Genomic DNA, 22844 nt, shown 5'->3' with positions numbered 1-22844 from the left:
GAGAGGCGCACCCTATACGGGCACCTCATGGCTGTCAACGCCAATGGTGGAGAGCGCGGGCGCGGTCAGGGAGTGGTCGGGACGAGGCGGGCGGACTGAAGAGGAAGGTCTCGTCGCCGTCGCGCGATCGCGATCGCGATGGGCAGCGCCGGGCGCGATCGCGATCGGCCGCGTGGGCCGAATCGTGGGCCTAAGTTGTTGAATTTACATGGAGTATCGTCGGCACGTGGGCTGCAACGGGGGCGCTCGGAGAGGAGCCCCGATGTCGATGATGAGCCGAGATACCTCCGAGACGTCCGTCACGTTCTCCCTCGCGGAGCTCGCGAAGCTCGAGGAGGCGCGCGTGCGGGAGGAGCACCTCCAGCGCACGAGAGCGCGCGAGAAGGAAGCCCGCGAGCAGCGCGAGGAGGAAGCGCGCCGGCGCGCTGCGGAGGCGGCCCGGGCCGCGGCCGAGGCAGAGACGCGGGCGAGGCGCGAGCAGGATCAGGCCGAGGCGGAGGCGCGCGCGGAAGCGCGGGCGCGGGCGGCGCTCGAGGTGGCGCGCATCGAGGCCGAGGCGAAGGCGCGCCTCGAGGGGGAGAACGCGGCGCGCGCGCACGAGCTGGCCGTCGTCCGTGCGCGGGCCGAGGGACGGCGCCGCAGCCTGGCGCACGCGCTCGCCGCCGCGCTCGGCCTCGCGCTGTGCGGGGGCGCAGCGGCCGCCTACGGGGTCGCGCAGCACGTGACGAGCCTGGAGCGGGAGGCCCAGCGGCTCCGTGATGCACAGGCGGCGCTGGCAGACGAACGCGAGAGCGCGAGGGCGGCCGAGCTCGCGGCCCTCGACCGGCGCCATGCGGCGCTGCGCGGCCGTCCGCTCGCCCGCGACGCCGAGGAGGCGGCTGCGACCGCGGAGGCGGCGCGGAACGCCCTCGATCCTCGGGCCCTGGACCACAGCCGGCTGCGGGCGTTCGGGGACTCGCTCGACGCGCTGGAGACACGGCTCGACGCGCTCGAGAGGATCGCGGCGCTCGATCGGCGCCACGCCGACCTCGCCGCGTGGGCCGCGGAGCGGCGGCGGCCCGAGGCCACGGCGGCGGCCCAGGTCGCCGCGGCGCGCGCGAGGACGCCGGGCGCCGACGAGGGCGCGCTCCGCGCTTACGAGAGCGCGCTCGCCAACCTGCGCGAGGCGCTCGCCCGACCCGCGGCGTCGGGACCGCGACCGCCGGTGGGGGTGGGGCCCCAGCAGCCCAGGTGCACGAACCCGGGCGACCCGATGTGCGGGTTCGACGGGCGGTCTCTGTGAGGCGCTGAAGCCGCGCTTCTCCGCGGGAAGCCGCGCTGCTCTCCGGGCGAACGACATCACCGTCGCCCCCCGGCGCGGCGCTTCCACGCTCCGGAGGTGCATGGCACCCTGCGAGGAGAATGGCCAAGGACGTGTCGAGCACCATCGAGCACCGGAGCCCTGCGCGGCCCGAGGCCGGGAGGCGCAGGCCAGCGCTCGTGTGCGCGTTCCCGCGGCCCATGGCGTTCGCGCTGCCCGACTCCGGGACCGTCATCGGCCGCGCCTGGCTCGCCGAGCGCGGCCTCGCCGACGAGGAGGTGTCAGGCAAGCACCTGAGGATCGATCGCGCCGGCGGCGCGCTGCGCGTCGCGGACGTCGGGTCGCGCAACGGCACGTGGGTGAACGGGTCGAGGCTCGCGCCGCGCGACCTCACGCCGCTCGACGACGGGGCGGTGCTGCGGCTCGGGCGCGTCCTGTTCGTCTTCCGCGAGGAGCTCCTCGGCCCGCTCGATCCGGCGCCGCCCGTGGGCGGGCTCGTCGGGCCGTACGGCCTGCGCACCGTGGCGCAGCCCCTCGAAGGCTTGCCGCGGAGCCGCCCCGGCAACGTGCTCATCGAAGGAGAGACGGGCGTTGGCAAGGAGCTCGTCGCGCGCGCCACGGCGGCGGCCCTCGGGCGCGCGGCGCCGTTCGCGGCGGTGAACGTGGCGGGCGTCGCCCGCGGCGTGTTCGAGTCCCAGATGTTCGGCCACGTGGCGGGGGCGTTCTCGGACGCGCGCAGCGCCGCGCCCGGGATCGTCGTGGCCCACGAAGGCGGGACGCTGTTCCTCGACGAGATCGGCGAGCTGGATCCCGATCTCCAGGCGAAGCTGCTGCGGCTCCTGGAGAACCGCGAGGTGCTGCCGGTCGGGGCGCAGCGGCCGGTCCACGTGAACGTGCTGGTCGTCGCCGCGACCCACAGGGACCTCGAGGAGATGGTGGAGCGCGGGGCGTTCCGGCGCGACCTGTTCGCGCGGCTCGCGATGGCCCGCATCCACGTGCCGGCGCTCCGCGAGCGGCGCGAGGACCTCTTCAGCGTGGCAGGCGAGCTCGCGCGGCGCGCGGGCGTCGCGCTCCCGGCCGAAGCGGTGGAGGTCGAGGCGATGGAGCGGCTGCTGCTCGATCCCTGGCCGAGCAACGTGCGCGGGCTCGACGCGGCCCTCGCGGAGGTGCGCCGCCTCGATCACGAGCCCGGGCTGCGGCTGTGGGCGGTCGAGGAGGCGCTGGGGAAAGCGCCGGACGAGCAGAAGACCGCGCTCACGCAGGAGCGCGTCGAGTCCGCCCTCGCGGCCGCCGGGGGCAACGTGACGTCGGCCGCGGAGCGGCTCGGCGTCTCGCGCGGCAAGCTGCTGCGCTTCCGCAAGCGCACTCAGCAAGGGGAGTGAGCGCGCCTGGCTCCGCGCGTCGGAAATCCCGCCAGAGAAACCGGTGGATGGCGAGCGGTCGCCGAAAACAGCAGCGATTTTCATGGTTTTTGCCTGTTTCGCCGCCGAGGGCGGCTCCGGTGTGGCCCAACGGGGCGCCCTCCGCCGTCGCGTCGCCCGCGGTGAAGGGCCCGCGGCATCACCGATCGGGGTCGGCGACTGGCCTGGCGGCGCAGCGCCGAGGGATTCTCCTCCGCTCGCCGCCCTGTTGCCGGGCCGTTCGATGCGCTGCCACCTGTTTCGGGATCGTGCCTGCGTCCCCGCACTCTTCCGGCGCAACGACTGGAGTTATGGGGTGTAGAGCGTCAGTAAAAGTTGCCGTCGCTTGACAACCGTTTTCGCTACCGGCTCACCCTTCGCCGCGCCGCTTTCGTTGGCACCTTCGCCGACTCCTCGCTCTGTCGCCGCTGGCGCAGAGAGCGATGTGTCGCCAAAGATCGCCGAGGGCGTGGAGGTCGACTTCAACATCATCACGGTGCACCACTGGGATCGGCTCTTCGGTGGGGTGTTGCTCGCGAAGTCAAAGCGCCTCCCGTGGGCTACTCTTCTGCGCCGAACGGTAGCCGCGCGGCCGATCGGTATCGCTACGATCCGCGCCCGGCGCGCTCGGCGCACGGCCCCTACACCCGGTACACCCACCGCAGCACGCGCTCTCGGGCGTCACGCGTCAGCCGCACACGGCACGACCCGATGCGCAGGCGCAGCGTCACGGCGTCGTCCTCCGGCAGCCGGTAGAAGTCGCCCTCGCCCGTCTTGGCGAAGCGCTCGACGGCCTCATCGATCCGGGATGAAGGGCCCCGCCGCGCCGGCCGCGACCGCCTCGCGCTCCTCGTCCGAGATTTGCTCGTCGTAGACCACGGGCGCGAGGCGGAACGCCCGCAGGACCGGGGCCTCCTCGTCGAGGTCGGGGGCCATCGCGAGCGCGGCGCTGTCTCGTCGGGGGCTCATGCCGGGAGGCTACTAGGGGCCCCTCGACGGATCGACGGTGCAGGATGTGGAAAATCCAGACCGCTGACGGCAATGCGCAACGTCAACGGAGTCGCTCCTGCTCCCAGCGCTCCTGCTCGGCGATCGACACGTCGGCGGCGCGCACGCCCGAGACGAAGAGCTCCGCGTCCGCCGGGTCGCCCAGATCTAGGCCGAGCTGGAGCAGCACGGCGCGGTCGCGCAGCGGGACCGCGCAAAGGATCTCGGCGGCCGAGCGGCGGCGGGGCACGGGCACGAGCCTACCATGCCGGCCAGGCGAGCGCCGCGGCCTCCCCACGCGCACGCTTCCCTTCCAACACAACTCGCGCCGCCCCGCGTAGGCCTCCTCGGCATTGGAAGCCATCGCCGCCATCGCTGACGCCGCACTCCGCGGTCGAGCGCGAGCGGCTGTCGACTGCGCTGGGCGCTGTACTGCCGTGGGCCGATGTTGGATTCGTGTCGGAGGGGATCTCGGTCCGGCATCTTGATCGGCTGCTGGATGGGCTCCTTCTGGCGACGTCGCCTCGCGTCGAATGGGCGAAGCTTTTGCGGCGGACTTACGCAGTAGATGTTCTCGCGTGCCCGCGATGCAGCGGGCGGATGCGACTCATGGCAGGAAGATCTTGAGCCACCTCGGTCTGTTCGCCGAGCCGCTGGAGTGCCGCGCGCGGTACCCGGCGGACCCCGCGTGACGAAACTGAAAGGGGAGGGACGCTGCTCGACGACGTGGCCGGGGGGAGGTCTGCCGTGAGATGCGTGCGCCGGCCATCACGACGCGCCGCGAACCGCGACTGCGGCCGTTTGGACGAGCTCAGTAGTGTACAGCTATACGGTAGGATGCCTTCCGCTTGGTGCGACGTCGCGGTAATCGCAGGCGTTTCACGAGTGGAAGGCCTGTCTGATCGCATAAGGCCCGTTCTGTCGATAAACTCGTACAGTCGGACTGCACGAGCCAGGAACGGCTCCGAGAATCTTGACTTTGCGGAACGCGTTTGCTTGTCCTATCCGCCAAAGCGCTTGACGACGCTGAGCGGCTGGGCGAGGACAGAGTCACCATGAGGCGTTGGCTACTGGCTTTGGGCGTGTGCGTTTCCACCGCGGCGTGTGGTAACGGATCGAATGGGGACGCTGCCGCGAGCGGGGGCGCGGTTGGCACGGACAGCGGTGGGACGGGCGGCGGGGGCACGGCCTCCGGTGGTGCGACGGGCTCTGGGGGAACGGCCGAAAGCGGCAGCGCATCCAGCGGCGGCGCATCCAGTGGTGGGGCTGGCGGCTCGGGGTCGGGCGGCTCGAGTGGGGCCACGGGTGGCGCGGCTTCGGGCGGGCAAACGGGCAGCGGCGGCCAAGGAAATGCCGGAAGCGGCGGCACGACCGGTAGTGGCGGCACGACCGGTAGCGGCGGCACGACAGGTAGCTGCGTCGGCGACCCGTTCCCCACGGCCGATCCTACCAAGACGGGCCCCTTCTCGGTCACCGCAGACAAGAACGTCGGCCCCCTCGCCGGCGTCGTTCCCGATCCGATCTATGGGGACGAGCAACAGCGCTTCAACGTGTACCGCCCGAGCAATATCGCAACCAGCGGCCACTGCCATCCGATCCTGATCTGGGCCAATGGCTACCGGGACAATCCGGAGCAGAAGCCGCCGAAATGCGTCGTCAACTCCGGCAGCAATCAGTGGTGCGGACAATACGGACCGATCGTCAACCATCTCGCGTCCCACGGTTTCGTCGTGGTGGCTTCTCTCAGCACCGCGACCGCCGAAGGCGATCCTCTTCCCACGACCGCGGGCCTCGATTGGATCTTGGAACAAGCCGAGGATGCGAGCAGCCCGTACTATCACGCCCTCGACACCACGAAGATCGGCCAGCTTGGCCATTCCTATGGGGGCATGTCGACTTGCAAGACGGCCTCCGATCCCCGTTTCTCGGCCCTCGGCACGATTTGCGGCACCACTGCCCTCAAGGGAGTGCACACCCCCATGTTGTTCTTCTGCGGGGGGAAGGACTCCACGGTGAAATGCAGCGGGGTCCACGATGTCTTCAAGACGGTCACCGATCAGCCCGCGTTTTTCCTCAACGAGCTCAACGCGGATCACGGTAGCTGGGTCTATCAGGGCGCAAATGGCGTGTCCCTGTCGTCGGCCGCGGCCTGGTTCCGCGTTCATCTGATGGATGACACAGCGAAAAGGAACTTCTTCTACGGCGACAACTGCAAGTTCTGCACCGATGGCCGCGTGCAAGCAGAGCAGAACGCCCTGATGAAGGTCCCCTGAGCGACGGGGCCTATCTGGCTAGGCTTCACTGACTCACGAACGTCGGCGCGTAGGTAAAAGAAGCCGGATCGCAGCGCGAAGCGGTGTAGCTCGTGCATGGTCCAGGCCTACCATCACGGGCTGCTCCGCGGCCAGGAACGCCCTTTGGCCGCGGGTCCTCGCACAGCATCGTCGTGGCGAGGCCGCGGGCCTCGTCACTCTTGCTCCGGCACGCCTCCCTGGAAGCCCGCGGGCAACGGGAGCTTGACGCCTTCTGTACTAGCGCGAGGGCTTTACGTTGTTCTATGCCGGTAAGCCGGGCCGGCCCGCGGGCTCCGACGCGACGTCGCGGCGCTCCATCAGGAGCTCCGCCAGCGGCCCCTCGGTCACCACGCGCGGCACCTTCACCTGGCTGGGCGAGGCGCCGCGGCGGATCATGAGCGCGCGCAGCTCACGGAACGTCCCCGGCTGCACGAGGTGGAGCGAGAGCGGACCGAGGCGCCCCCGGAGGGTGGCGTAATAGGGGTTGGCCTCGCAGGGCGTGATGGAGCGCATGCTCGGACGTCTTCTCGCCGGCGATGTTGAGCAGGCTCCCTCGCCGGTAGAGGAACGCCACGACCGGCGCGCGACGGTGGTGGCGCGCGACCTCGATCACGTCGCCCATCCGATAGCGGTACAGGCCGCCGTGGGTCGTGACGACGAGCTCGTACCGCTCGCCCTCGGAGAGCTCGTCGATGCGCCGGACCGATGGGCGCTCGGCGTCGAGCTCGTCGGCAGGGATGAACTCGTAGAAGGCGGAGCTCGGCAGGAGGGCATAGACGGGCTCGGCCGCGCCCGGGTTGACGCCGATCATCGCCTCCGAGGACACATAGAGGGGCGAGTGGATGGGGACCCCGCCGCGGTAACGCGCGAGCTTCTCGGCGTAGAGCCGGAAGCTGCCACCCGTGATGCCCGAGAGGTGGGAGAGGCCTGGCCAGAGCCGCGGCGCGATGCCGTCCATACCGCGCTCGAGCTCCCTCGCCACCGCCCTCGCCCGCTCGGGGTGGGGCCGCAGCCTGGCGCGGATCGGCTGCTCGACCTCGGGCGGGATCGCGATGTCGCCGCGCAGCGAGCCGCGGCCGAGATCCTCCACCAGCGCGGGCCCGCGCGCCCCGAGGATCTGAAAGAAATCGAGGAGGCCGGAGGCGAACGGCGCGGCTATCGCTCCGAGCGCGGGCTCCGCCAGCGCGAACAGGAGGTGCACGTAGAACGCGTCGGCCTGCGTCGGGACGAGGAAGGCCTCCGGCGGGGAGGTCCACGGTCCGGAGCGACGCTGGAGCAGGGAGCGCATCATGATGGTGGAGACCGAGGCGGTCGGAAAGCCGCCCTCGGTCCGGCCCGTCAGGAGCGCGCTCATCAACGCCACCGCGGGCCTCGCCTCGCGGGCGGCGGGGATCGCCGCGAACAGGGCGCCGCGGCTGACGAGGAGGTCTTGCAAGAGCCTGCGCTCCGTGAACGCGGTGAACGGGACGAGCTTCTGGGTGCCCGTCGTGCCCGAGGTCAGCGCGAACGCGGTGACCGGATCCGCGGTGAGCACGTTCCGCTCCCCGCGGGCGACGCGCTCGATATCGGCGCGGAAGGCGTCGTAGGTCCCGAGGGGCACCGCCCGCTGGAAGTCGCTCGCGCTCCGGATCGCGCTGAAGCGGTGCCGTCGTCCGAACTCTGTGTGCTGGTGACGCTCGAGGATGCGCTGGAGCAGGCGTTCGTTCACCGCGCCCGCCCGGCGCGCCTGCGCCTCGAAGCGCAACCTGACGAGCCGGCTGGCGCCGACAGAGGCGGAGTGGAGCAACGTGGATAGGATCGAGCGCATCCGGGATCTCCTGCGAGCCACGCCGGGACAACGCGGCGAGAGGGCCGCACGGTGTCAGACCGAGCTGGAGAAACAAAGGGACGACATGCTGTCCAGCCGGCGTGAGGGCGTTCAGGTCGAGCCGCTCGTCGTTGGGCGCCCGCGATCCCAGGCGTGATCCGAGCGCCCACGCGACACCGCCCACACGCCTGCCGGGCTAGTTCTTGCTTGCAGCAGCAGGCGCCGCGGGCTGCGCTGGCGGCATGATGACGCGAAATTTCCCGCTCAAGTGCAGCAAGGACATCGTGTAGAGCATGCCGTCATAGTACCGCCACTTGCCGGTAGGCGCCTCGCGTTGATACACGTCCTCCGCGCGTAGGTAAAAGAAGCCGGATCGCAGCGCGAAGCAGTGTAGCGCAGCAAACCGAAAGGGTGGGACCGCGAGCGTCGTGATGGCTCGGTCCTGGGCCGAAAGAGCGTGGTCCGGGCGGCGCCGAGCGCGCTACGGGGCGCATCGACGTGCCGTGGGCGCATGTGTCCGTCCGGGCGTTGGTCTGGCCCGGGGGGGCACCGGCGCGCGTCGCTGCGTGCAAGGTGAAGCCGTCGAGCGCAGCGCACAGCGGCTTGTCGTACGCGAGCGCGCTCGGAGAAGACGGCGAGAGCCCGCGGAGCCATTGCGGGGCGACGACGTATGGCGCGGCTCTCGTCCCGAGACGGCGGAGGCACAGAGCGCTGCCTCGGGCTCGTCGTCCTCCTCGACGTCGTGCTCGATGTCGAGATGCCCGTGCCGCCGGAGGCAATGCCTTCGACGCCTCGGCGCGATGATCGCGCAGCCGCCGGGCGTCGACGTCACGTTCCTCAAGCCTGCGCCTCGCCGCTTCGAGCTGGTGGTTGGCTTCCAGTCAGATGCCGGCCCCGCGCACCAGAAGGACCATCCCCGTCCCCATCACGGCGGCGCCGGCATAGCGCAGCCCCCGCGACAGGGACTCTCGACCCGCGGCGAGCTCGCCGAGGACGAGACCGCAGAGATGAAGCACGGTCGTGCTCAGCAGAAAGCCCAGGGCATACAGCGTCGGGCTGACCGCATGAGGCATCTCCAGGCCGTGGGCATGTCCGTGAAAGACACCGAACATCGCCACGCATCCGGAGAGCAGGAATGGTGAGGAGCCACGGGTCGTGGTGACGATGCCGAGACCGAGCGCCGCGACCGACGCCGCGATGCAAAGCTCACCCAGGGGCATGGGCCATCGCGCCATCCCCAGGAGGCCGCCGACCAGCATCGCGGCGACGAACGCAGCGGGGATCCGGAGGAGGTGCTTTCCGCCGAGCTGCGAGCTGACGACACCGACGCTCACCATCGCGACCAGGTGGTCCGCGCCGAACACCGGATGGAAGAGGCCCTTCAGAAATCCCGCATCGGCGCCGCCCGGGTGCGCCCAGCTCACGGAGGGCCACGAGACGAGCATGGCGACGAGCAGGGCGCGCGCGCCGGGACAAGAAGCGCATCCCATCGTGTTTTGGATCGTGGATTTCATGAAGCGCCTCTCCTCGTCAGGCGTTCGCCACGCGCGCTGCCGTCGATGCAGGATCGCCGTGGAAGAGCTTGTAGGCGAGCGCCGCGAGCAAGAGCTCGGTACCTGCGATGAGCACGTTCGGGTAGAGCGGGATGCCCGCGACGACCGGGAGCGGCACGTCGGGTCCCGCGAGCAGGCTGGTCCCCGGGATGAGCCACGTGATGTAGAAGAAGGGCGTCCAGAGGATGACGACGATCCAGGCCGCCACGTTGAACCCGACCTGCGGCTCCATGGACCGCCGCCACACCATCCACAATCCGACGATCGTCACGCCACACAGGATGAGCAGCATGAGGGCGTCATGAAAGCGCGCATGCTCATGCCATGCAGGGTTGAACAGGTGGGTTTTATTCCAGTCCACGCCGACGGCGACGATGGCGCCGCTCGCCAGAACGAACGTGAGAACGACTCTTCCCAGGGTACTTCGGTTCATGGTGATAGGCTCCTGACTCACATTGGTTGAAATAGCCCGCTCTTCTCATCGGCGCGGCCACCTTGCGTTGAAAATCATAGCAACTTGCTTCTGCGCGTTCTGGATCGCTTCGGTGACGAGCCACCCATCTCCCGCACACCGGTGACTCCGCTGGCTATCAGCATTGCCAGCAGGCGGCGGGCGCGTCGGCCAGGAAGACCATAGCCGCCCATTCACAAGAACAACAATATATTGATCCAATCGATCGATTTGATCTGGTGATTAATCCATGGTACGGTCGAATGTCGTGGACCTACGACACCTTCGCTATTTCCTGGCCGTCGCGGAAGAACGCCATTTTGGCCGCGCCGCGCAGCGACTGCACATCGTTCAGCCGGCGCTGAGCATGCAGATTCGGGCGCTCGAAAGCGAGATCGGCGGCGCGCTGTTCGTGCGGACGAGTCGGCGCGTGGAGCTGACCGAAGCCGGCGCATTGCTGGTCGTCGAGGCGCAGCGGGCGGTCGCGCAGGCGGAGCGGGCCAAGGCGATCGTCCAGCAATCGCTGCGCGGCGACATCGGCAAAATTCGCATCGGTTACGCGGGCAACGCGATCCTCACTGGCGAGATGACGGACCACCTGCGAGCGTTCCGCAAAGCCCATCCTGCCGCGGAGATCGAGCTGCGCGAGATGCCACCTTCGAGGCAGGCGGAAGCCGTGTTGACCGGCGAGGTTGACGTCGGCTACTGCCCGGCGTTCGCTCTCAAGGTAGATCCGCGGTTGAGCGTCCAGCCGATCGGCGCCTGGCCGCTGGTGGTCGCGATGGCAGAGGAGCACACGCTCGCGGCGCACAGGCGCGTGACGCCGAAGATGCTCGCCGGAGAGCCGCTCATCATGTTCCCATTGGAAGAGACCGGTGGCGACGTGCTGAAGAGATTGATTCTCTTGCTAGGACGCGAGCCGCGCCGGGTCCACCGCGCCGACACCACCTTGAGCATGCTGTCGTTGGCCGGCGCAGGCCTGGGCGTGGCGCTGGCTCCAAAACCGCTGATTCAGGTGAAGGTTCCCCGCATCGTCTATCGTCCGTTCGTGGCCCCGAAGAACGTCTTCGCCGAGCTGCACCTGATCGGCCGCGCTGACGAGACCGCCGGCGCTGTACGCGCCTTCGTGAAGCTAGCATCCGGCTCCTCGGATCGGGCCACCACGGCGGGAGCGGCGACCCCCGCGGCCACAGCGCGAACAGGCTCCCGCCGAGCATCACGACCCCGAGGCCGAGCGCGACGACCAGCGCCGTCCTGCCGGGCGGAGCAGAATCGGCATCACGTCAGAATAGACCGCTTCCGAGGACGGTCGCCTCGAAGGAGCCCGTGACCGGCGCTCCCGACTCCGTCGAGGCCTCGTCGAAGTGGATCTTGCCGTCGCCGAACAAGCCCGTGAGCACCGGCTGCGACTGCGTGTAATCAAGCGCGAACGCCATGACCGATTGCCAGTCGTACGGGCCCTCTTTTCCGGCGGCGAAGACTTCCGGGTCCACGAAAAACACGAGGGCGCGCACCGTCCCGTCGGGGAAGCTCCCGACGACCGTCACCTGGGCGCGGCCGCTCGTGATGGACTCGACCCCTGGCTCGGAGCCTTCATAGCCCGCCGCGGAGCCGACGTTCGGGGCCGATTGCGGGTCATCCGCGGGGAACGCGGCGTCGAACGTCCCCGTCCCCGCGGCGAAGGGATCCGGCTCGGTGGCCGACCCCCACGTCGTCGAGAACGTGCCCTTCACGGTCCCGACCGTCGTCAGGCACGCGATGGCGGGCTGCGGGAACGTCCACGCGGGGGGCGTCGGCGCGATCTCGGCGGTGATCGTGGCGCGGCGCCCGCTCACGAAGCTCCGTATCGCGTCGGTCGCCCCCCTCACGGCCGCCGCGTCCGCGCGCACGTACGGCGCGAGGAGCTCCTCCATCCGGTCGATCTCGAGGAGCAGCGCGTCCTCATTCCAGGCCGTCTCGAGGAGGTCCATCATCGCCTCGGCATAGGCAGCGCGGAGCTCCGGGGTCTGGTAGAGCCGGTTCGCGATGGCGCCCTTTGCCGAGACCGACTGCGGCCGCCCTGGCGGGCCGAGCGGGTCGTCCGCGTCGAATGACATGTCGGGGCCCCACGGCAAGAAGGACATCTTCCCGGACGCCGGGTCGAAATACACGAAGTGGTTGTTCGTGTTGCCCGCGTAGCCGTCCCACGCGCCGATCAGCGACTCGGTGGCCCAGTACCGCCGGAAGGTCTCGATATCCAGGACCGCGTCGAGCGTCGCGTCGAGCTCGGCGTCGCTGGCCAGGAGCGCGGCGGAGACCGCGTCGAGCTCGCTCAGGTCGGGGTCGTCCTCGTTGGTCTTCTTTTCGTACGTGGCGGTCCATCCGTCGCGGAAGTCGCTGAGCTGGCCCTCGTAGAGGTCGCCGCTCGCGTCCGTGAAATGGCGCTCGAGAAGGCGCTTCCCGACCGGCTCCACGTGCGCGTAGATGCCGAGGTCCTGCCCGTTGACGGTCACGTGGGCGAAGTTGCAGCGCGAGGCGGGCAGGCCGGCGTCGCGGAAGACCTTGAACGCGAGGCACGTCTTGATCAGCGAGGGATCCTGACGGGCGTTGTTGAGGGTCATCCCTTCGAGGCCGGCGTACTCGCGCCCGTCCACGTGTTCGTCGAAGCTCACCTTGAGCGACGGCTTCGACAGGCTGGCGGAACCGAGGAAGCCCTTCTTGCGGACGGACGACATCTCGAGCGTGGTGCCGTCGACGGTGACGGTCGCGGGGAACTGGGTGTAAGGGCTCCTCTTGGGGCCCTCCATGCAGCCCTCGCCGAGCACCTCCGAGACGTCGCGGGACTGGCGGCGGAGCGTCTCCCAGTCCTCGGGCGCCAGGGTGATTCCCACCTCGATGACGTGGTCGGGATCGAACATGGCGTCGCTCGGGTCGGGATCGGGTGTGTCGGGGCCGCCGCCGTCGCCGGACGGGCCGCCGCCGTCGCCGGGGGGGCCACCGCCGGAGGAGGCGTCGGGGGTTTCGCCGGGCGTCTGGGGCGGGTCGGAGCCGCACGCGGACGCGCCGAGGGCCAGCGCCAACGCCATCACCGAGAGCATGCTGCGTGCACGAACGAGCGTGGTTGTGTGTTTCCGTACCATGAGGCAGGTGTCTAGCACGTCCGGCCGCCTCCGCGGGGCCGCCTGACACGCTATCTTGCAGTATGAGCGGCGCTGCGCGATGCATCTCGCGATGCAATGCGTCGAGGTGCTCACCCGTGACGGCATGGCCGAGATCACGCTGAACCGACCCAAGGTCAACGCCATGAACCAGGCGTTGCTCCGTGAGATGACCGACGTCTTCGGGCGGCTTGCGCAGGACGACGCCGTGAGCGGCGTTCTCGTCCGCGGCACCGGACAGTGCCTGTCCGCGGGGCTCGATTTGCACGAGCTCGCATCGCTCGATGGCCACGCGCGAGCGGCTCAACCGCCTCTTCGCCGAGGCGACCGGGCAGGAGCCCGCGAAGATCGCGCAGGAGACAGAGCGCAACCTGTGGATGACGGCGCGCGAGGCCCAGGCGTACGGCCTCGTGCATCGCGTGATCGCGAGGGCGCTGGAGGTCTGAGACCGGGCCCGAGCCGCGCCGGCGACGGCTGGGACGACGGAGATCCTTTCAGAGGGCGCCGCACAGCGCGTTGCCAAGGGTCCGCGTATCCGAGTCGCGGATCGCGCAGCCGTAGCCGGGGCCATCCATCGACCCTCCGCCCGAGAGCCGCGCGATGTCCCAGGTGCCCAGCTTGCTGCAGACGGCCGCCTGGTTCGCGAGCGCCTCGGCCGGCGTGGCCAGGCTATAGCCGGTGGGGCAGGCGGTATCGCCGACGACCCTGGTGGCCACGCCGAGCGCGAACGACGCTTCGGCCACCTCGCGCTCGCTGTCCACATCGTCCACGCCCACGCTCTCCTCGAGGGAGCCCGAGCTGTCGGTCGAAGCGGCGCAAGCCACAGCGGAGGCCATCACGGACGCGAGGAAGGCAAAACGAACGAGCTTCATGTGAATCTCCATCGCTCCTGGGTGTTTACCCAACGTTGCAGGGCCCTCTCTCCGGCAGGATCGGCGAGCGATTTCATCGGTGCGACGCGGGGCAGCCATCGCAGCGATCGTGCCAGGGGCCTCTCGGGGCGCTGGCGCAGCTCACCCCACCGGGATCGTGTGCACGCGCCCGATAGGTCAGCAACTCCTTGCCGGCGGGCAAGACCTTGCCGGCAAAGAGTGGCAGCGGTGGATCTCCGGGAGCGAGATTGCCAGGACAGCGAGGAGCACGCCGCGGACGGCAAGCAGGGCCTCGGCAGGGCCGATCACGGCGGCCATGGGCAGGCGCGGGGAGAGCCCGCCGCGGCGCGCGAGGGGTGGTACGCATGGCGCATCACGAGGCGTCCTGAGGCATGCAGGCGGATCCACGCGGGCGCACCGCGGCGAGCGAGGAGATCTTGTGCCGGCGAGCTGGAGGACACGACAGCCGCTGAGCTACCTCGACGAGCGTGCGCGCTCCGAGGATGACGCGCAGGATCAGCCGCCGCCCTGCCCGACCACCACGATGGTGTTGTTGATTCCCCTATCGACGACGTCGGAGGCATTGAAGACTTTCGCCGTGCAGGACCGCGAGCCAGGGCCCAGCAAGATGGGCTGCCCGCTGAAGTTGTCGAAGTTGTTCAGCGTCAGCAGGTCGTTCGTGCAGGACGCCGGTTTGCCCGCGATGATGTCCAGCGCGCCCACGCTGATGCCCAGCGGAGCGCTGCCCGACAGCACGTTGTGGTCGGCCACCAGGCCTTTGCCCACCAGGTGCTCGATGAGGCTGCTGCCAAAGCCCGGCGCCGCATCGATATGGTTGAAGCGCACCGAAGGCTGGAGGTACGGAGGCGCCCCCTCCAGCTCGCTGAGGTCCGCGATGAACAGGGACGACGCGTTGAAGGCGCCTGCCGCCACCGCCTGGATCTTGTTGTGGGCGAAGCTCACCGTCGAGGGCTCCTTGGGCCAGCCGGCCGTCTCGGTGAGGCTCTGGCCCGCGATCACGCCCACGGCGTGCGCGTTCGAGTTGAGGAAGCGGTTGTGCTCCACCGTCAGCGGCGCGTTCGACGGGCTCAGCAGCAGCGTCCCGAAGGCAATCTGAAAGGGATCCGTCGCCACGCCGTGCCCCGAATCGTCGAAGACGTTGTTCTCGATATCGGCGAACGCCTGCGGGTAGACGTCCTGCGGCGGGGACGGGAAGCGGAAGGCGCTTTGGGCCTCGAAAGCCTCCAGACTGGCGGGCGGAGACAGGAACGTCTCCACGGCCACCGAGTGAAGCTGAGTATGCTCGAGAACGCAGTTCTTCACCGTCACGAGCCCGTTCACCGGAAGGTGGTCGAACTCATTCCAGCCACCGTTGGCGGTGCCGGGCTCGACCGGCAGCCACTGTTCTCCGCCGAAGAACACCAGGCCCTCCATCAGATTGCTGCCCAACGTCGGGCTCAGGATATGGCCGTACACGCCGACGTTTTTGATCGACACCTCATAATGCTCCACCTTGAAGTCCTTCGTCGGGTCGTAGTTGCCCTTGGATCCGGTCACCAGCACGGCCGCCCACACTGGTCTGACCTCGGTGCCGTAGTACGTCAACGTGGGCCCCTCGCCCTCGACGGTGAACGACAGATTGCGCAGCGTGAGGTTCGTGCTGGTCAGCTGCCAGGGCGTCTTGCGCGAAGGCGGCTGGTTGAAGACCGCCAGGATCGGCGGAAAGCCCGGTGCGAACAGCCGATCACGATAAGGTTGCTTCAGCAGGGGGAACACGTACGTGCCGTTCGCGGCGGGGCCGCGCGCCACCAGCACGGTATCGTTCATGCCGGCGCCATGCACCTCCGCGTCCAGGCCCTCGGCCGCCAGCGTCTCGCTCACGTGGAACGTGCCGGCGCCCAGCGCGATGCGGCCGCCGCGCGCCACGTTGTTCAGCGCCCATTGCAGGTTCCTCGTGTCGGTCGCCATGTGCCGGAAATGATCTTGCAGCCCCACCGGCGTCACCCGGATGACCCTGCCGTTCCCCACCACCGTCACGTGGTCGGGATCGGGAGGCACGGGTCGCGGCATGGCATGTGTCGTGGCAGCGGTGAGCAGCACGAAGAGCGCCGCGCCGACGGCCTTGGGGGTACCTTCGTTGACTCTCGCCATTCTTCTCCTCCGCGGTGCTTTGCCGGATACTCCCGGCTGCGGACGGGCCAAACGATGCCACTCGGCGGCGCCTGCGCCACGCCACTTTCGCCGTACTTGCGGGTCGTTCGCCTCCTGCTCCGGGTGCATTCGGAGCCTGACGGGGTGGATAAAACTTCGGCCTCGACCAGGCGACCGCCACGGCGACGTCTCCGCGCTCGCCCCGGCGCAGCGCGACGATCTCGTGGCTTACCTCGAGTCGCTCTGACGCTACGGAAGCGCGCGTGGCCGCTCGGGCGGACGAGCGCCTGGCCCGTGCCGTCGTCGAGGGCGAAGTCGGGGGCCCACTCCGCGTCGTCGTCGACGACCCAGACGAAGCCCAGGTTGGCGGAGCCGAAGCCGCCCTTGCGCTCCTGCCGCCAGCGCACGACCGCCTCTCCGCCGCTTCAGGCGCCCTGGAAGCCGCCCGCGCGGTACGTCAGCACCAGCGTGTCGCGATGGCCGAGCTCGCCTGCGGGCTGGATGGGCGTCGTCTCGTGGATCACGCGCTCGTCGTCCAGCAACAGCAGGCTCCACGGCTCGGTGAGCGTGAATCGCTGGCCTGCGGGCCCGTCCGCCTGGAAGACACGCGTCTCGCCACCCTTGATGCCCTCACGCCCGACGAGGAACACCGCCACGAGATCCACGCCGTCGCGGTGCGCGCCTTCCGGCGTGGGGCGGCCGATCCCCCCTTGCGTATCGATGCGGAACTGGTGCGCCTCGACGAACCAGGGCTGCTCGCCCTTGCGGCCGGAAGCGACCTGGCCGAGCGCACGCAGCAGGCGCGCCCAGGCGGGCGGATCCACCACCTGCGGCTGCATCGGCTCGAACCACCGCTGCATGCCGCCGTGCAGCGCGTTGTATTCGACGGGCTGCCAGTGCGCGCGACGCGGCGCCTGGCGCACCGCGCCGCCTTCGACCACGAAGCACGAGTGCCGCCGGCTGCGGTAGTGCCCGCCGTCCTTGAGGTAGCGGTCCGGCGGCAGGTCGTCCCAGGAGGGCCGCAGCGCATGCAGCTCGCCCAGGTCGCAGCCCGTGAGCTCGGCGACGCCCTGCGGGCTGAGCACCGCATAGCCCTGCTGGCGCAGCAGCACGGGCACCTGCGCGGGATAGGTGAAGGCGGGCGTGAGTTCCATCGCCTGCGAGTTTACCAGGCAGCCGGCCGCGCTGCCCGCGCTGCACCTGCGCAACGCGGGCTTCGGCGGTCGGTGGCCAGGGACGCCGGCGCCTCGTCGCCCGGCCTACTGCCCCCTCGAAAAGGACACGCTCCACGTCGGCGCCACTTCGGCGATGATCTCCCTGAACCGCGGCGGGATGTCCGAGATCTCCGTCATCTGGTGGATCGTGAGCACCTCGGCGCTCCCGAAGCCGACGGGGCAGCGCAGCGCCCAGGCGATCGCCTCTTCCTTCGAGCCCACCTCGATCAGGTAGAAGCCGCCGACGAGCTCCTTCGACTCGGCGAAGGGCCCGTCGAGCAGGACGCGCTTCCCCCCCGAAATCCCGACGCGCGCGCGCGCCCCGGCGGGATTGAGGCCCTCGGACGCGACCAGCACGCCGGCCTTTTGCATGTCTTCGTTGTATTTCATGTACGCGGCGAACAGCGCCTCGTCCGGGGGCGCATCCGCCGCTGCCTGTGCGTCGTGCTTCGCGTCGTCGGTCGCCTGTGCCGCGGTGATCATGAATCGCATCGTCGAGCTTCCTTCCGGTTCGAAGAGGAGCGCCCCGGCGGCGTCGACCGCGCGGCCCTGTCTCCACCGTCACGACGAACGGGCGACCACGCGATCGACACGCGGGGCGATCTTTCTTTGAATTACACCTAAATCTTCGTAATCACGATGTTTTCTTCTGACGGGCGGAGCTGGACGGTGGGCCCGGACGGGGAGCTCGCCGTCCCGGGGCCGGCAGGGCGGCCCCGGCTGCTCTCCGGGGTCGCCACGGGCCGGGGAGCGGGGCCGGCCGGGCGCGCGCCGACCACCTGCCCTGGCTCCAGAACAGCCTCCGGTCCGTCTGATTCGAGGGGTCCGTCGACCCACGCGCCGCCGTGATGAAGTGCCTCTCGGTTGGGGCGGGGAAGATCATGGCACACGCAGGGCTCGTTCCGAACTTTCGCGGCAAGAGCGTGTTGTATGGCGTCCAGCTCGAGAACCCCTGCGCGAAGTCGGCCACCCCCTACAGGAGGCCGCTCGTCGTGCGCGAGAAGGCGAGGAAGGCACGCCCCCCGTCGGTGCAGAGGGCCGCGGCGACAGCGCGGCGATCTGTGTCGACTGCTCGGGCGTGGGCGATTCAGCTTGATTCGAAGAGTTTTTGTTCGTCTTGTGCCCCTCACATGGCGTTCTGGACCAACGGAACCGACTTCGTGCTCTGCACGCGCTGGGGGATCGCGCGATCGAGCGGGGGCCGGGATCGCAAGCAGACGGTGCTGCGTTTTCCCACGAAGGGGCTGCGGCGCGACCAGGATCCGCCGGAGGTCGTCTCGTTCGTGGCTCTCGACATACCGAGTTTGTCTACGTCGACACGTCCGGCGCGGTGCGCGGGCATCGTCACCAGTTTGGCAACGACCTGGCGTGAGGCGCGGATTCGCCGGGGCTCGCGTGGGACGAGCGAACCGTGCTGGTGAGCCAATCGCTGGGCGAAGAGCAGATCCAGTCGCTCACCCTGCCCGCGCTCGAGGCGCGCCGGTTCGGCAAGGATACAGGATGTCTGATCGACGCCGGCTCCAGCGCCGACGGCGCGGCTCACTTCACCGCTCGCACGCACCACAGTTACAAGCGTCCGCACAACTGGCACCTTTCGCGCTGGACGCGCCACGGGGCGCGCTACCGAGCGAGCGAGATCGAGATGCCTGATTTCCGGCCGGTGGAGCCGCCGGCGCCCGCCTCCCCCGCGGCGAAGCGGGCCGAAGGCGCCTCCGCGGCGCGCCCTCCGCGACCGGCGATCGTGATCGAGCTCCGGGTGCGCGCGGAGCGGGCAGGCCAGGGGCTGCTGAGCGTGCGCGTGGGGCCGCGAGGAGCGACGGGGACGGCGGGATCGGCGATGGTGGGACGGTCGTTCACCGTCGAGGTGGGGTGAAAGCCATACCGCGGTTCAAGCAAGCCTTGCGCGCGATCGAGCGCGAGGCGCCGCGCGTACGCGTCGTCGCCATGCCCGTGCAGCTCCGCACCGTATGCCGTCCTCTCGCAGGACGCCCACGACATGCTGGTAGATGGAGTTGCCGCCTGCAGACGGGCTCGTGTAGCCTTGGACAATGCGAGCGGTGCTCTCGATCTACCCCTTGGCTATCCTGGTCATGCTCTCCAGCGCCGGCTGCAAGCGGCTCAAGACAGGCGCCAGCGAAGACTTCGCGAAGAGGTACAGTTGCCCGGAGGACAGGGTCGAGGTGCGCGAGCGCACCGACGTCAAGTGGGGCACGGTCGTGCTCGGCGGCCGAGCGCCGGAGGCCCCGCCGGCCGAGGTGAAGGACGACCCGGAACGGCTCGCCAAGTGGAACGCAGACCGCGCCGAGAAGGACGCGGAGACGAGGAAGAGGCTCGACGATCTCGACGTGTTCCAGGTGAGCGGGTGCGGGCACGACGAGCTCGTCGCCTGCGCCCACCCGGCGGACGGCGATGGCGTGGCGACCGACAGGGTGGTGTGCTTCCAGGGGCCGCAGCGAGCCCAACCCTGACCGGACCGGCTCCGACGCCCCTTGCAAGTTGGGCGCTCGATGTGCTCCTCGTCGTTGGATTCGTGGTACCGCTCACTGTCGAAGTCGAGCGCTTTCGTGCGCTTCGCTGCCGGGGCACCCTACGCCGTGGCGCTCCGCCGGGTGGGCGGTCCGAACCAGGTGGTGAGGGCGTCGCGAAGGCCGTGGTCCGTCCCTTCTCCGACCCACGCGACGTGTCCGTCGGGTCGAATCAAGACGGCAGTCGGCGCAGGGACCGCGCCGAGCACCGGGAGCTCCCACACACCAGCCGGGCGAGCTTCAAGCAGGCGAACACGAGCGGCCCAGGGAGTGATGTCGAAGGCCCCCGGCTCGCCGAGGTTGAGCAGGACCGGTCTTGCCTCGTGCAGCAGCGTGAATACTCGCAGCGGTCCGCTCTCGGTGACCAGGTCGAGATCGGGCATGCGACGTCCGAGCAGGGGGTGTCCTTCACCGAGGTCGTAGCGAATGTCGAGGCCAGACATCATTGCGGCGTAGCGCTTGCGAGGCTCGTCCATCTTGAGCAGCTCGGTCACCGTCTCGCGCAGGGCCTCCGTTCGATCGTCGCCGCGACCGAGCGCTGTTTGTGCCATGGTCAGGCGCAGCACGCGGGCAGCGATGGGGTGCCGCTCGGCGTGATAGGTATCGAGCAGGCTGTCGGGCGATGTGCCGCTCACCACCTGGGCGAGCTTCCATCCCAGGTTCACGGCGTCCTGGACGCCGATGTTGAGTCCCTGTCCACCTGCCGGCGCGTGCACGTGCGCCGCGTCGCCCGCCAGGAGGACACGCCTGTCTCGGTAGGACGCCGCTTGCCGAGCCATGTCGCTGAATCGGGATAGCCAGGTCGGGTTGTGAACACCGAAGTCGGTGCCGTAGACCGCGACGAGCGCATCGCGCAGGTCCTGGAGCGTCGGCTTGTCAGCTTTGCCGACGTGCGGCTCCACGAGCACGACACCGACACGCTTTCCGTCCTCCAGCTTACCCAGCGCGTTGACGCCCTTTTCGCCGCGGCGGACGCCCCACGCGGGCTCGTCCACCATGTCCACCTCCGCGATCAGGTAGCTCGTCGACGCGTCCCATCCGGCGAAGTCGATGCCCGCCCTCTTGCGGACCAGGCTGCGACCGCCGTCGCACCCGACGAGATACTTCGCTCGTAGCGTCGCGCCGTCAGACAGCTCGACGTCGACGCCCGTATCGTCCTGCGCGAACCCCGTCACGTCACGCCCGCGATAGAACTTCACCGGCAGCTCGGAGACCCAGTCGGCCAGGATGCGCTCGATCCTGTTCTGGCGGAGCGCGAGCCCGTGGTTGTGGCGAACGGGGAAGTCGCTGATGTCGAGAGGGATGAACGAGAAGCCAGCGACCTGCATCACCTGCCCCTGCGAGAGAAAGCGCTCCGCGACGCCACGCTGATCGAAGACCTCGATCGTGCGTGCGTGCAGACCGCCCGCGCGCGAGCCGGCGAGGTCCTGGTTCTCGCGCCGCTCGACGACGGCGACGTCGACCCGCGCCAGCGCCAGCTCGGCCGCCAACATGAGCCCCGTCGGACCTCCACCCGCGATCACCACGGCGTGCTTCGGCATCTTCATGGTGCAGCATGGTGCGGCATGCCTGGGGGCTTCCGGCAAGCCCCCATGTCTGGTATACGCTGGGGCTGGAGATGGGCGGGGAGCTCCCTCGTTTCCTCGCTGCACACGCGCCTCGCCGCGCACGGCGGCGCGCCGAATTTTTGCGATCGTCGAGCGTTCGTAGGTGATCTCGGAAGACCCCTGGAGGGAGGCCGGCCTGCCATGACCCGCAGCGAGGACGAGCGCGCCATCGACGCCGTCGTACACGCGTTCTTTCAGGCCTTTGGAAACAAGGGTGGAGTCCGACCGGACCTCGACGCGCTGCGCGTTGCGCCCCTCGCGCCCCTTGCGGTTTCGCTTCCCTTCTGTTGATTTCTCAGGGACTCCAACGTGATCGATCGTCTACGGCAGGGTGTCCACGAGGGCGCGCGAGGACGCCCGGAAACCGGCCACCTGCGCGTCCACCTCGGCCTGCGACAGGAGCACGTCCTTCGCGAAGTAAACCCAGTCGACGTCCTCGGCGTACGTCCGCGGGCCGGTCTGTCCGGCGGCGAGCTCGTCGAACCACAGGTTGAAGTCGAGGTGCTGGTCCGTCTCGGGGACGTAGGTCGCGTCGTGCGTGAAGAGCCGCGCGCCGTCGATGTAGTAATGGATACCGGACGCGTCGACCTGGAGGAGGAGCCTCTTCCAGCCCGACTGGTCCCCCGCGACCTGGTTCGACTGCGTATTCTCGAGCGTGGCCGTCTCCCACGAGGTCAGCCACAGCGTGCTGGTATCACCCTGCCCCCACCCGCCGTTGGGCATGTACTCGAAATCCTGCTCCGAGTAGTTGGGATCGGTCTCGGGGTCGTTGATCCATGGACTGATCGTGAAGAACGTCTCGACCAGCTTGTCGCCGAGGTGCCGGGTCCCGGTCAGGGGCGTGTTGCGGAATCTCACCCTGGCGGAGTAGGTCCCGAAGCGGAACCTGTCGTCGTTGGACTGGATCTCCGCGTGCGAGGTGCTCGCTCCCGATCCACGCGAGGTCGCTTCGAGCCGCAGCAGCCTGTTCGAGGCGAGATCGGGATCGTCGATGAACGACACATTGGACGAGAGCCATTGTGCGCCGTCGACCCCGGGCGCTCCGTCGGTCGTCCGTACCCACCACCGGCTCTTGAGACCGTCGTCGGCGACGCCGCTGTAGCTGAAGTCGTCGAAGAACTCGGCCGACACCGTGACGCCGCCGCCCTCGCCGCCAGCGCCACTGCCCTCGCCGCCAGCACCGCCAGCACCGCCAGCGCCGCCGCCCTCGCCCTCGCCGCCCTCTCCGCCAGCACCGCCGCCCGCGCCGCCCGTGCCGCTGCCGCCCTCGCCGCTGCCGCCCTCACCGCCGCTCCCTTCGCCAGCGCCGCTGCCGCCATGGCCGGCAGGGACGTCGCGCTCGCTCGAGCAACCCACCAGCGCATGCACCGCAAGGAGCGCCGCCCCCGCGGCGTGGATGAAGCGCGCGCCGCGGGGCGCCTCGTTCGAAGCAGCGATCCTCTGGCCTTCGCGATCCTTTTTCATCGAGACTGTTCCTTTCGGGATGAGCGTCCCATCGGGCGCTTGGACTTCCTATCCGCTCAACGATCGCGGCTGGCGTTGAGCC

At 69.4% G+C, this 22844-nt stretch carries 20 protein-coding genes and 1 pseudogene; 8 read left to right on the top strand and 13 right to left on the bottom strand.

What is annotated here, in order from left to right; translation table 11 throughout:
* Positions 1 to 268: 268 nt before the first annotated feature.
* Together WMF45_RS12930 and WMF45_RS12925 are read left to right on the top strand one after the other, a co-directional pair.
* Complete coding sequence (locus tag WMF45_RS12930) at positions 269 to 1282, top strand: hypothetical protein (protein ID WP_437717212.1); 1014 nt, start codon at positions 269 to 271, stop codon at positions 1280 to 1282.
* Between the two features lie 119 nt (positions 1283 to 1401).
* Positions 1402 to 2682, top strand: coding sequence for a sigma 54-interacting transcriptional regulator (locus tag WMF45_RS12925; protein WP_437717211.1), 1281 nt, complete (start codon positions 1402 to 1404; stop codon positions 2680 to 2682).
* 813 nt (positions 2683 to 3495) lie between these two features.
* On the opposite strand, the gene WMF45_RS12920 is transcribed toward WMF45_RS12925, so the two are convergent.
* Together WMF45_RS12920 and WMF45_RS12915 are read right to left on the bottom strand one after the other, a co-directional pair.
* On the bottom strand, positions 3496 to 3669 hold the full coding sequence (locus WMF45_RS12920) for a hypothetical protein (RefSeq protein WP_437717210.1): 174 nt from the start codon (positions 3667 to 3669) through the stop codon (positions 3496 to 3498).
* 82 nt (positions 3670 to 3751) lie between these two features.
* Complete coding sequence (locus tag WMF45_RS12915) at positions 3752 to 3937, bottom strand: hypothetical protein (RefSeq protein ID WP_437717209.1); 186 nt, start codon at positions 3935 to 3937, stop codon at positions 3752 to 3754.
* Between the two features lie 805 nt (positions 3938 to 4742).
* On the opposite strand from WMF45_RS12915, the gene WMF45_RS12910 reads away from it, so the two are divergent.
* Complete coding sequence (locus WMF45_RS12910; protein ID WP_437717208.1) at positions 4743 to 5960, top strand: poly(ethylene terephthalate) hydrolase family protein; 1218 nt, start codon at positions 4743 to 4745, stop codon at positions 5958 to 5960.
* A gap of 282 nt (positions 5961 to 6242) precedes the next feature.
* On the opposite strand, the gene WMF45_RS12905 is transcribed toward WMF45_RS12910, so the two are convergent.
* From WMF45_RS12905 to WMF45_RS12890, 4 genes are all read right to left on the bottom strand, one after another.
* On the bottom strand, positions 6243 to 6494 hold the full coding sequence (locus WMF45_RS12905; protein WP_437717207.1) for a hypothetical protein: 252 nt from the start codon (positions 6492 to 6494) through the stop codon (positions 6243 to 6245).
* Positions 6391 to 7788, bottom strand: a complete 1398-nt coding sequence (locus WMF45_RS12900; RefSeq protein ID WP_437717206.1) for a GH3 auxin-responsive promoter family protein — start codon at positions 7786 to 7788, stop codon at positions 6391 to 6393. The genes WMF45_RS12905 and WMF45_RS12900 overlap by 104 nt, the downstream gene beginning before the upstream one ends.
* Positions 7789 to 8669: 881 nt before the next feature.
* Complete coding sequence (locus WMF45_RS12895) at positions 8670 to 9302, bottom strand: HupE/UreJ family protein (protein WP_437717205.1); 633 nt, start codon at positions 9300 to 9302, stop codon at positions 8670 to 8672.
* A gap of 16 nt (positions 9303 to 9318) precedes the next feature.
* Positions 9319 to 9774, bottom strand: a complete 456-nt coding sequence (locus WMF45_RS12890; RefSeq protein ID WP_437717204.1) for a DUF6640 family protein — start codon at positions 9772 to 9774, stop codon at positions 9319 to 9321.
* A 286-nt stretch (positions 9775 to 10060) separates the two neighbouring features.
* On the opposite strand from WMF45_RS12890, the gene WMF45_RS12885 reads away from it, so the two are divergent.
* The gene (locus WMF45_RS12885) at positions 10061 to 11122 is read left to right on the top strand and encodes a LysR substrate-binding domain-containing protein (RefSeq protein WP_437717203.1); all 1062 of its coding nucleotides are present in this window, start codon (positions 10061 to 10063) and stop codon (positions 11120 to 11122) included.
* On the opposite strand, the gene WMF45_RS12880 is transcribed toward WMF45_RS12885, so the two are convergent.
* On the bottom strand, positions 11076 to 12911 hold the full coding sequence (locus WMF45_RS12880) for a CotH kinase family protein (RefSeq protein ID WP_437717202.1): 1836 nt from the start codon (positions 12909 to 12911) through the stop codon (positions 11076 to 11078). The genes WMF45_RS12885 and WMF45_RS12880 overlap by 47 nt on opposite strands.
* Positions 12912 to 12990: 79 nt before the next feature.
* On the opposite strand from WMF45_RS12880, the pseudogene WMF45_RS12875 reads away from it, so the two are divergent.
* Positions 12991 to 13200 (top strand): annotated as a pseudogene (locus WMF45_RS12875) (enoyl-CoA hydratase/isomerase family protein); the annotation flags it as partial.
* A 13-nt stretch (positions 13201 to 13213) separates the two neighbouring features.
* Positions 13214 to 13375 (top strand): ATP-dependent Clp protease proteolytic subunit, encoded by a 162-nt coding sequence (locus WMF45_RS12870; RefSeq protein WP_437717201.1) that lies wholly within the window; start codon positions 13214 to 13216, stop codon positions 13373 to 13375.
* Between the two features lie 48 nt (positions 13376 to 13423).
* Here WMF45_RS12870 and WMF45_RS12865 read toward each other — a convergent pair whose 3' ends face one another.
* The 4 genes from WMF45_RS12865 to WMF45_RS12850 all read right to left on the bottom strand — a co-directional run bounded on the left by WMF45_RS12865 (position 13424) and on the right by WMF45_RS12850 (position 17658).
* Complete coding sequence (locus WMF45_RS12865) at positions 13424 to 13801, bottom strand: hypothetical protein (protein ID WP_437717200.1); 378 nt, start codon at positions 13799 to 13801, stop codon at positions 13424 to 13426.
* A gap of 516 nt (positions 13802 to 14317) precedes the next feature.
* Positions 14318 to 15952: a hypothetical protein gene (locus tag WMF45_RS12860; RefSeq protein WP_437717199.1), complete on the bottom strand. Its 1635-nt coding sequence runs from the start codon at positions 15950 to 15952 to the stop codon at positions 14318 to 14320.
* Positions 15953 to 16377: 425 nt separating this feature from the next.
* Positions 16378 to 17106 carry a 2OG-Fe dioxygenase family protein gene (locus WMF45_RS12855; RefSeq protein ID WP_437717198.1) on the bottom strand — a complete coding sequence of 243 codons (729 nt, stop codon included), beginning with the start codon at positions 17104 to 17106 and terminating at the stop codon, positions 16378 to 16380.
* 105 nt (positions 17107 to 17211) lie between these two features.
* Positions 17212 to 17658: a YciI family protein gene (locus WMF45_RS12850; protein ID WP_437717197.1), complete on the bottom strand. Its 447-nt coding sequence runs from the start codon at positions 17656 to 17658 to the stop codon at positions 17212 to 17214.
* Between the two features lie 925 nt (positions 17659 to 18583).
* Here WMF45_RS12850 and WMF45_RS12845 point away from each other — a divergent pair.
* Both WMF45_RS12845 and WMF45_RS12840 read left to right on the top strand, forming a co-directional pair.
* A complete protein-coding gene (locus tag WMF45_RS12845; RefSeq protein ID WP_437717196.1) occupies positions 18584 to 19039 on the top strand; it encodes a hypothetical protein in 456 nt (151 codons plus the stop codon).
* Between the two features lie 175 nt (positions 19040 to 19214).
* Positions 19215 to 19634 carry a hypothetical protein gene (locus tag WMF45_RS12840; RefSeq protein ID WP_437717195.1) on the top strand — a complete coding sequence of 140 codons (420 nt, stop codon included), beginning with the start codon at positions 19215 to 19217 and terminating at the stop codon, positions 19632 to 19634.
* 119 nt (positions 19635 to 19753) lie between these two features.
* Here the strand turns inward: WMF45_RS12840 and WMF45_RS12835 are convergent, their stop codons facing one another.
* Together WMF45_RS12835 and WMF45_RS12830 are read right to left on the bottom strand one after the other, a co-directional pair.
* Positions 19754 to 21232: an FAD-dependent monooxygenase gene (locus tag WMF45_RS12835; RefSeq protein WP_437719531.1), complete on the bottom strand. Its 1479-nt coding sequence runs from the start codon at positions 21230 to 21232 to the stop codon at positions 19754 to 19756.
* 387 nt (positions 21233 to 21619) lie between these two features.
* Positions 21620 to 22762 carry a glycoside hydrolase family 16 protein gene (locus WMF45_RS12830; RefSeq protein ID WP_437717194.1) on the bottom strand — a complete coding sequence of 381 codons (1143 nt, stop codon included), beginning with the start codon at positions 22760 to 22762 and terminating at the stop codon, positions 21620 to 21622.
* Positions 22763 to 22844 lie beyond the last annotated feature (82 nt).

Source organism: Sorangium sp. So ce448 (assembly GCF_051520915.1).
GTDB lineage: Bacteria > Myxococcota_A > Polyangia > Polyangiales > Polyangiaceae > Sorangium > Sorangium cellulosum_B.
This window is presented reverse-complemented; position numbering and strand designations above follow the sequence as displayed.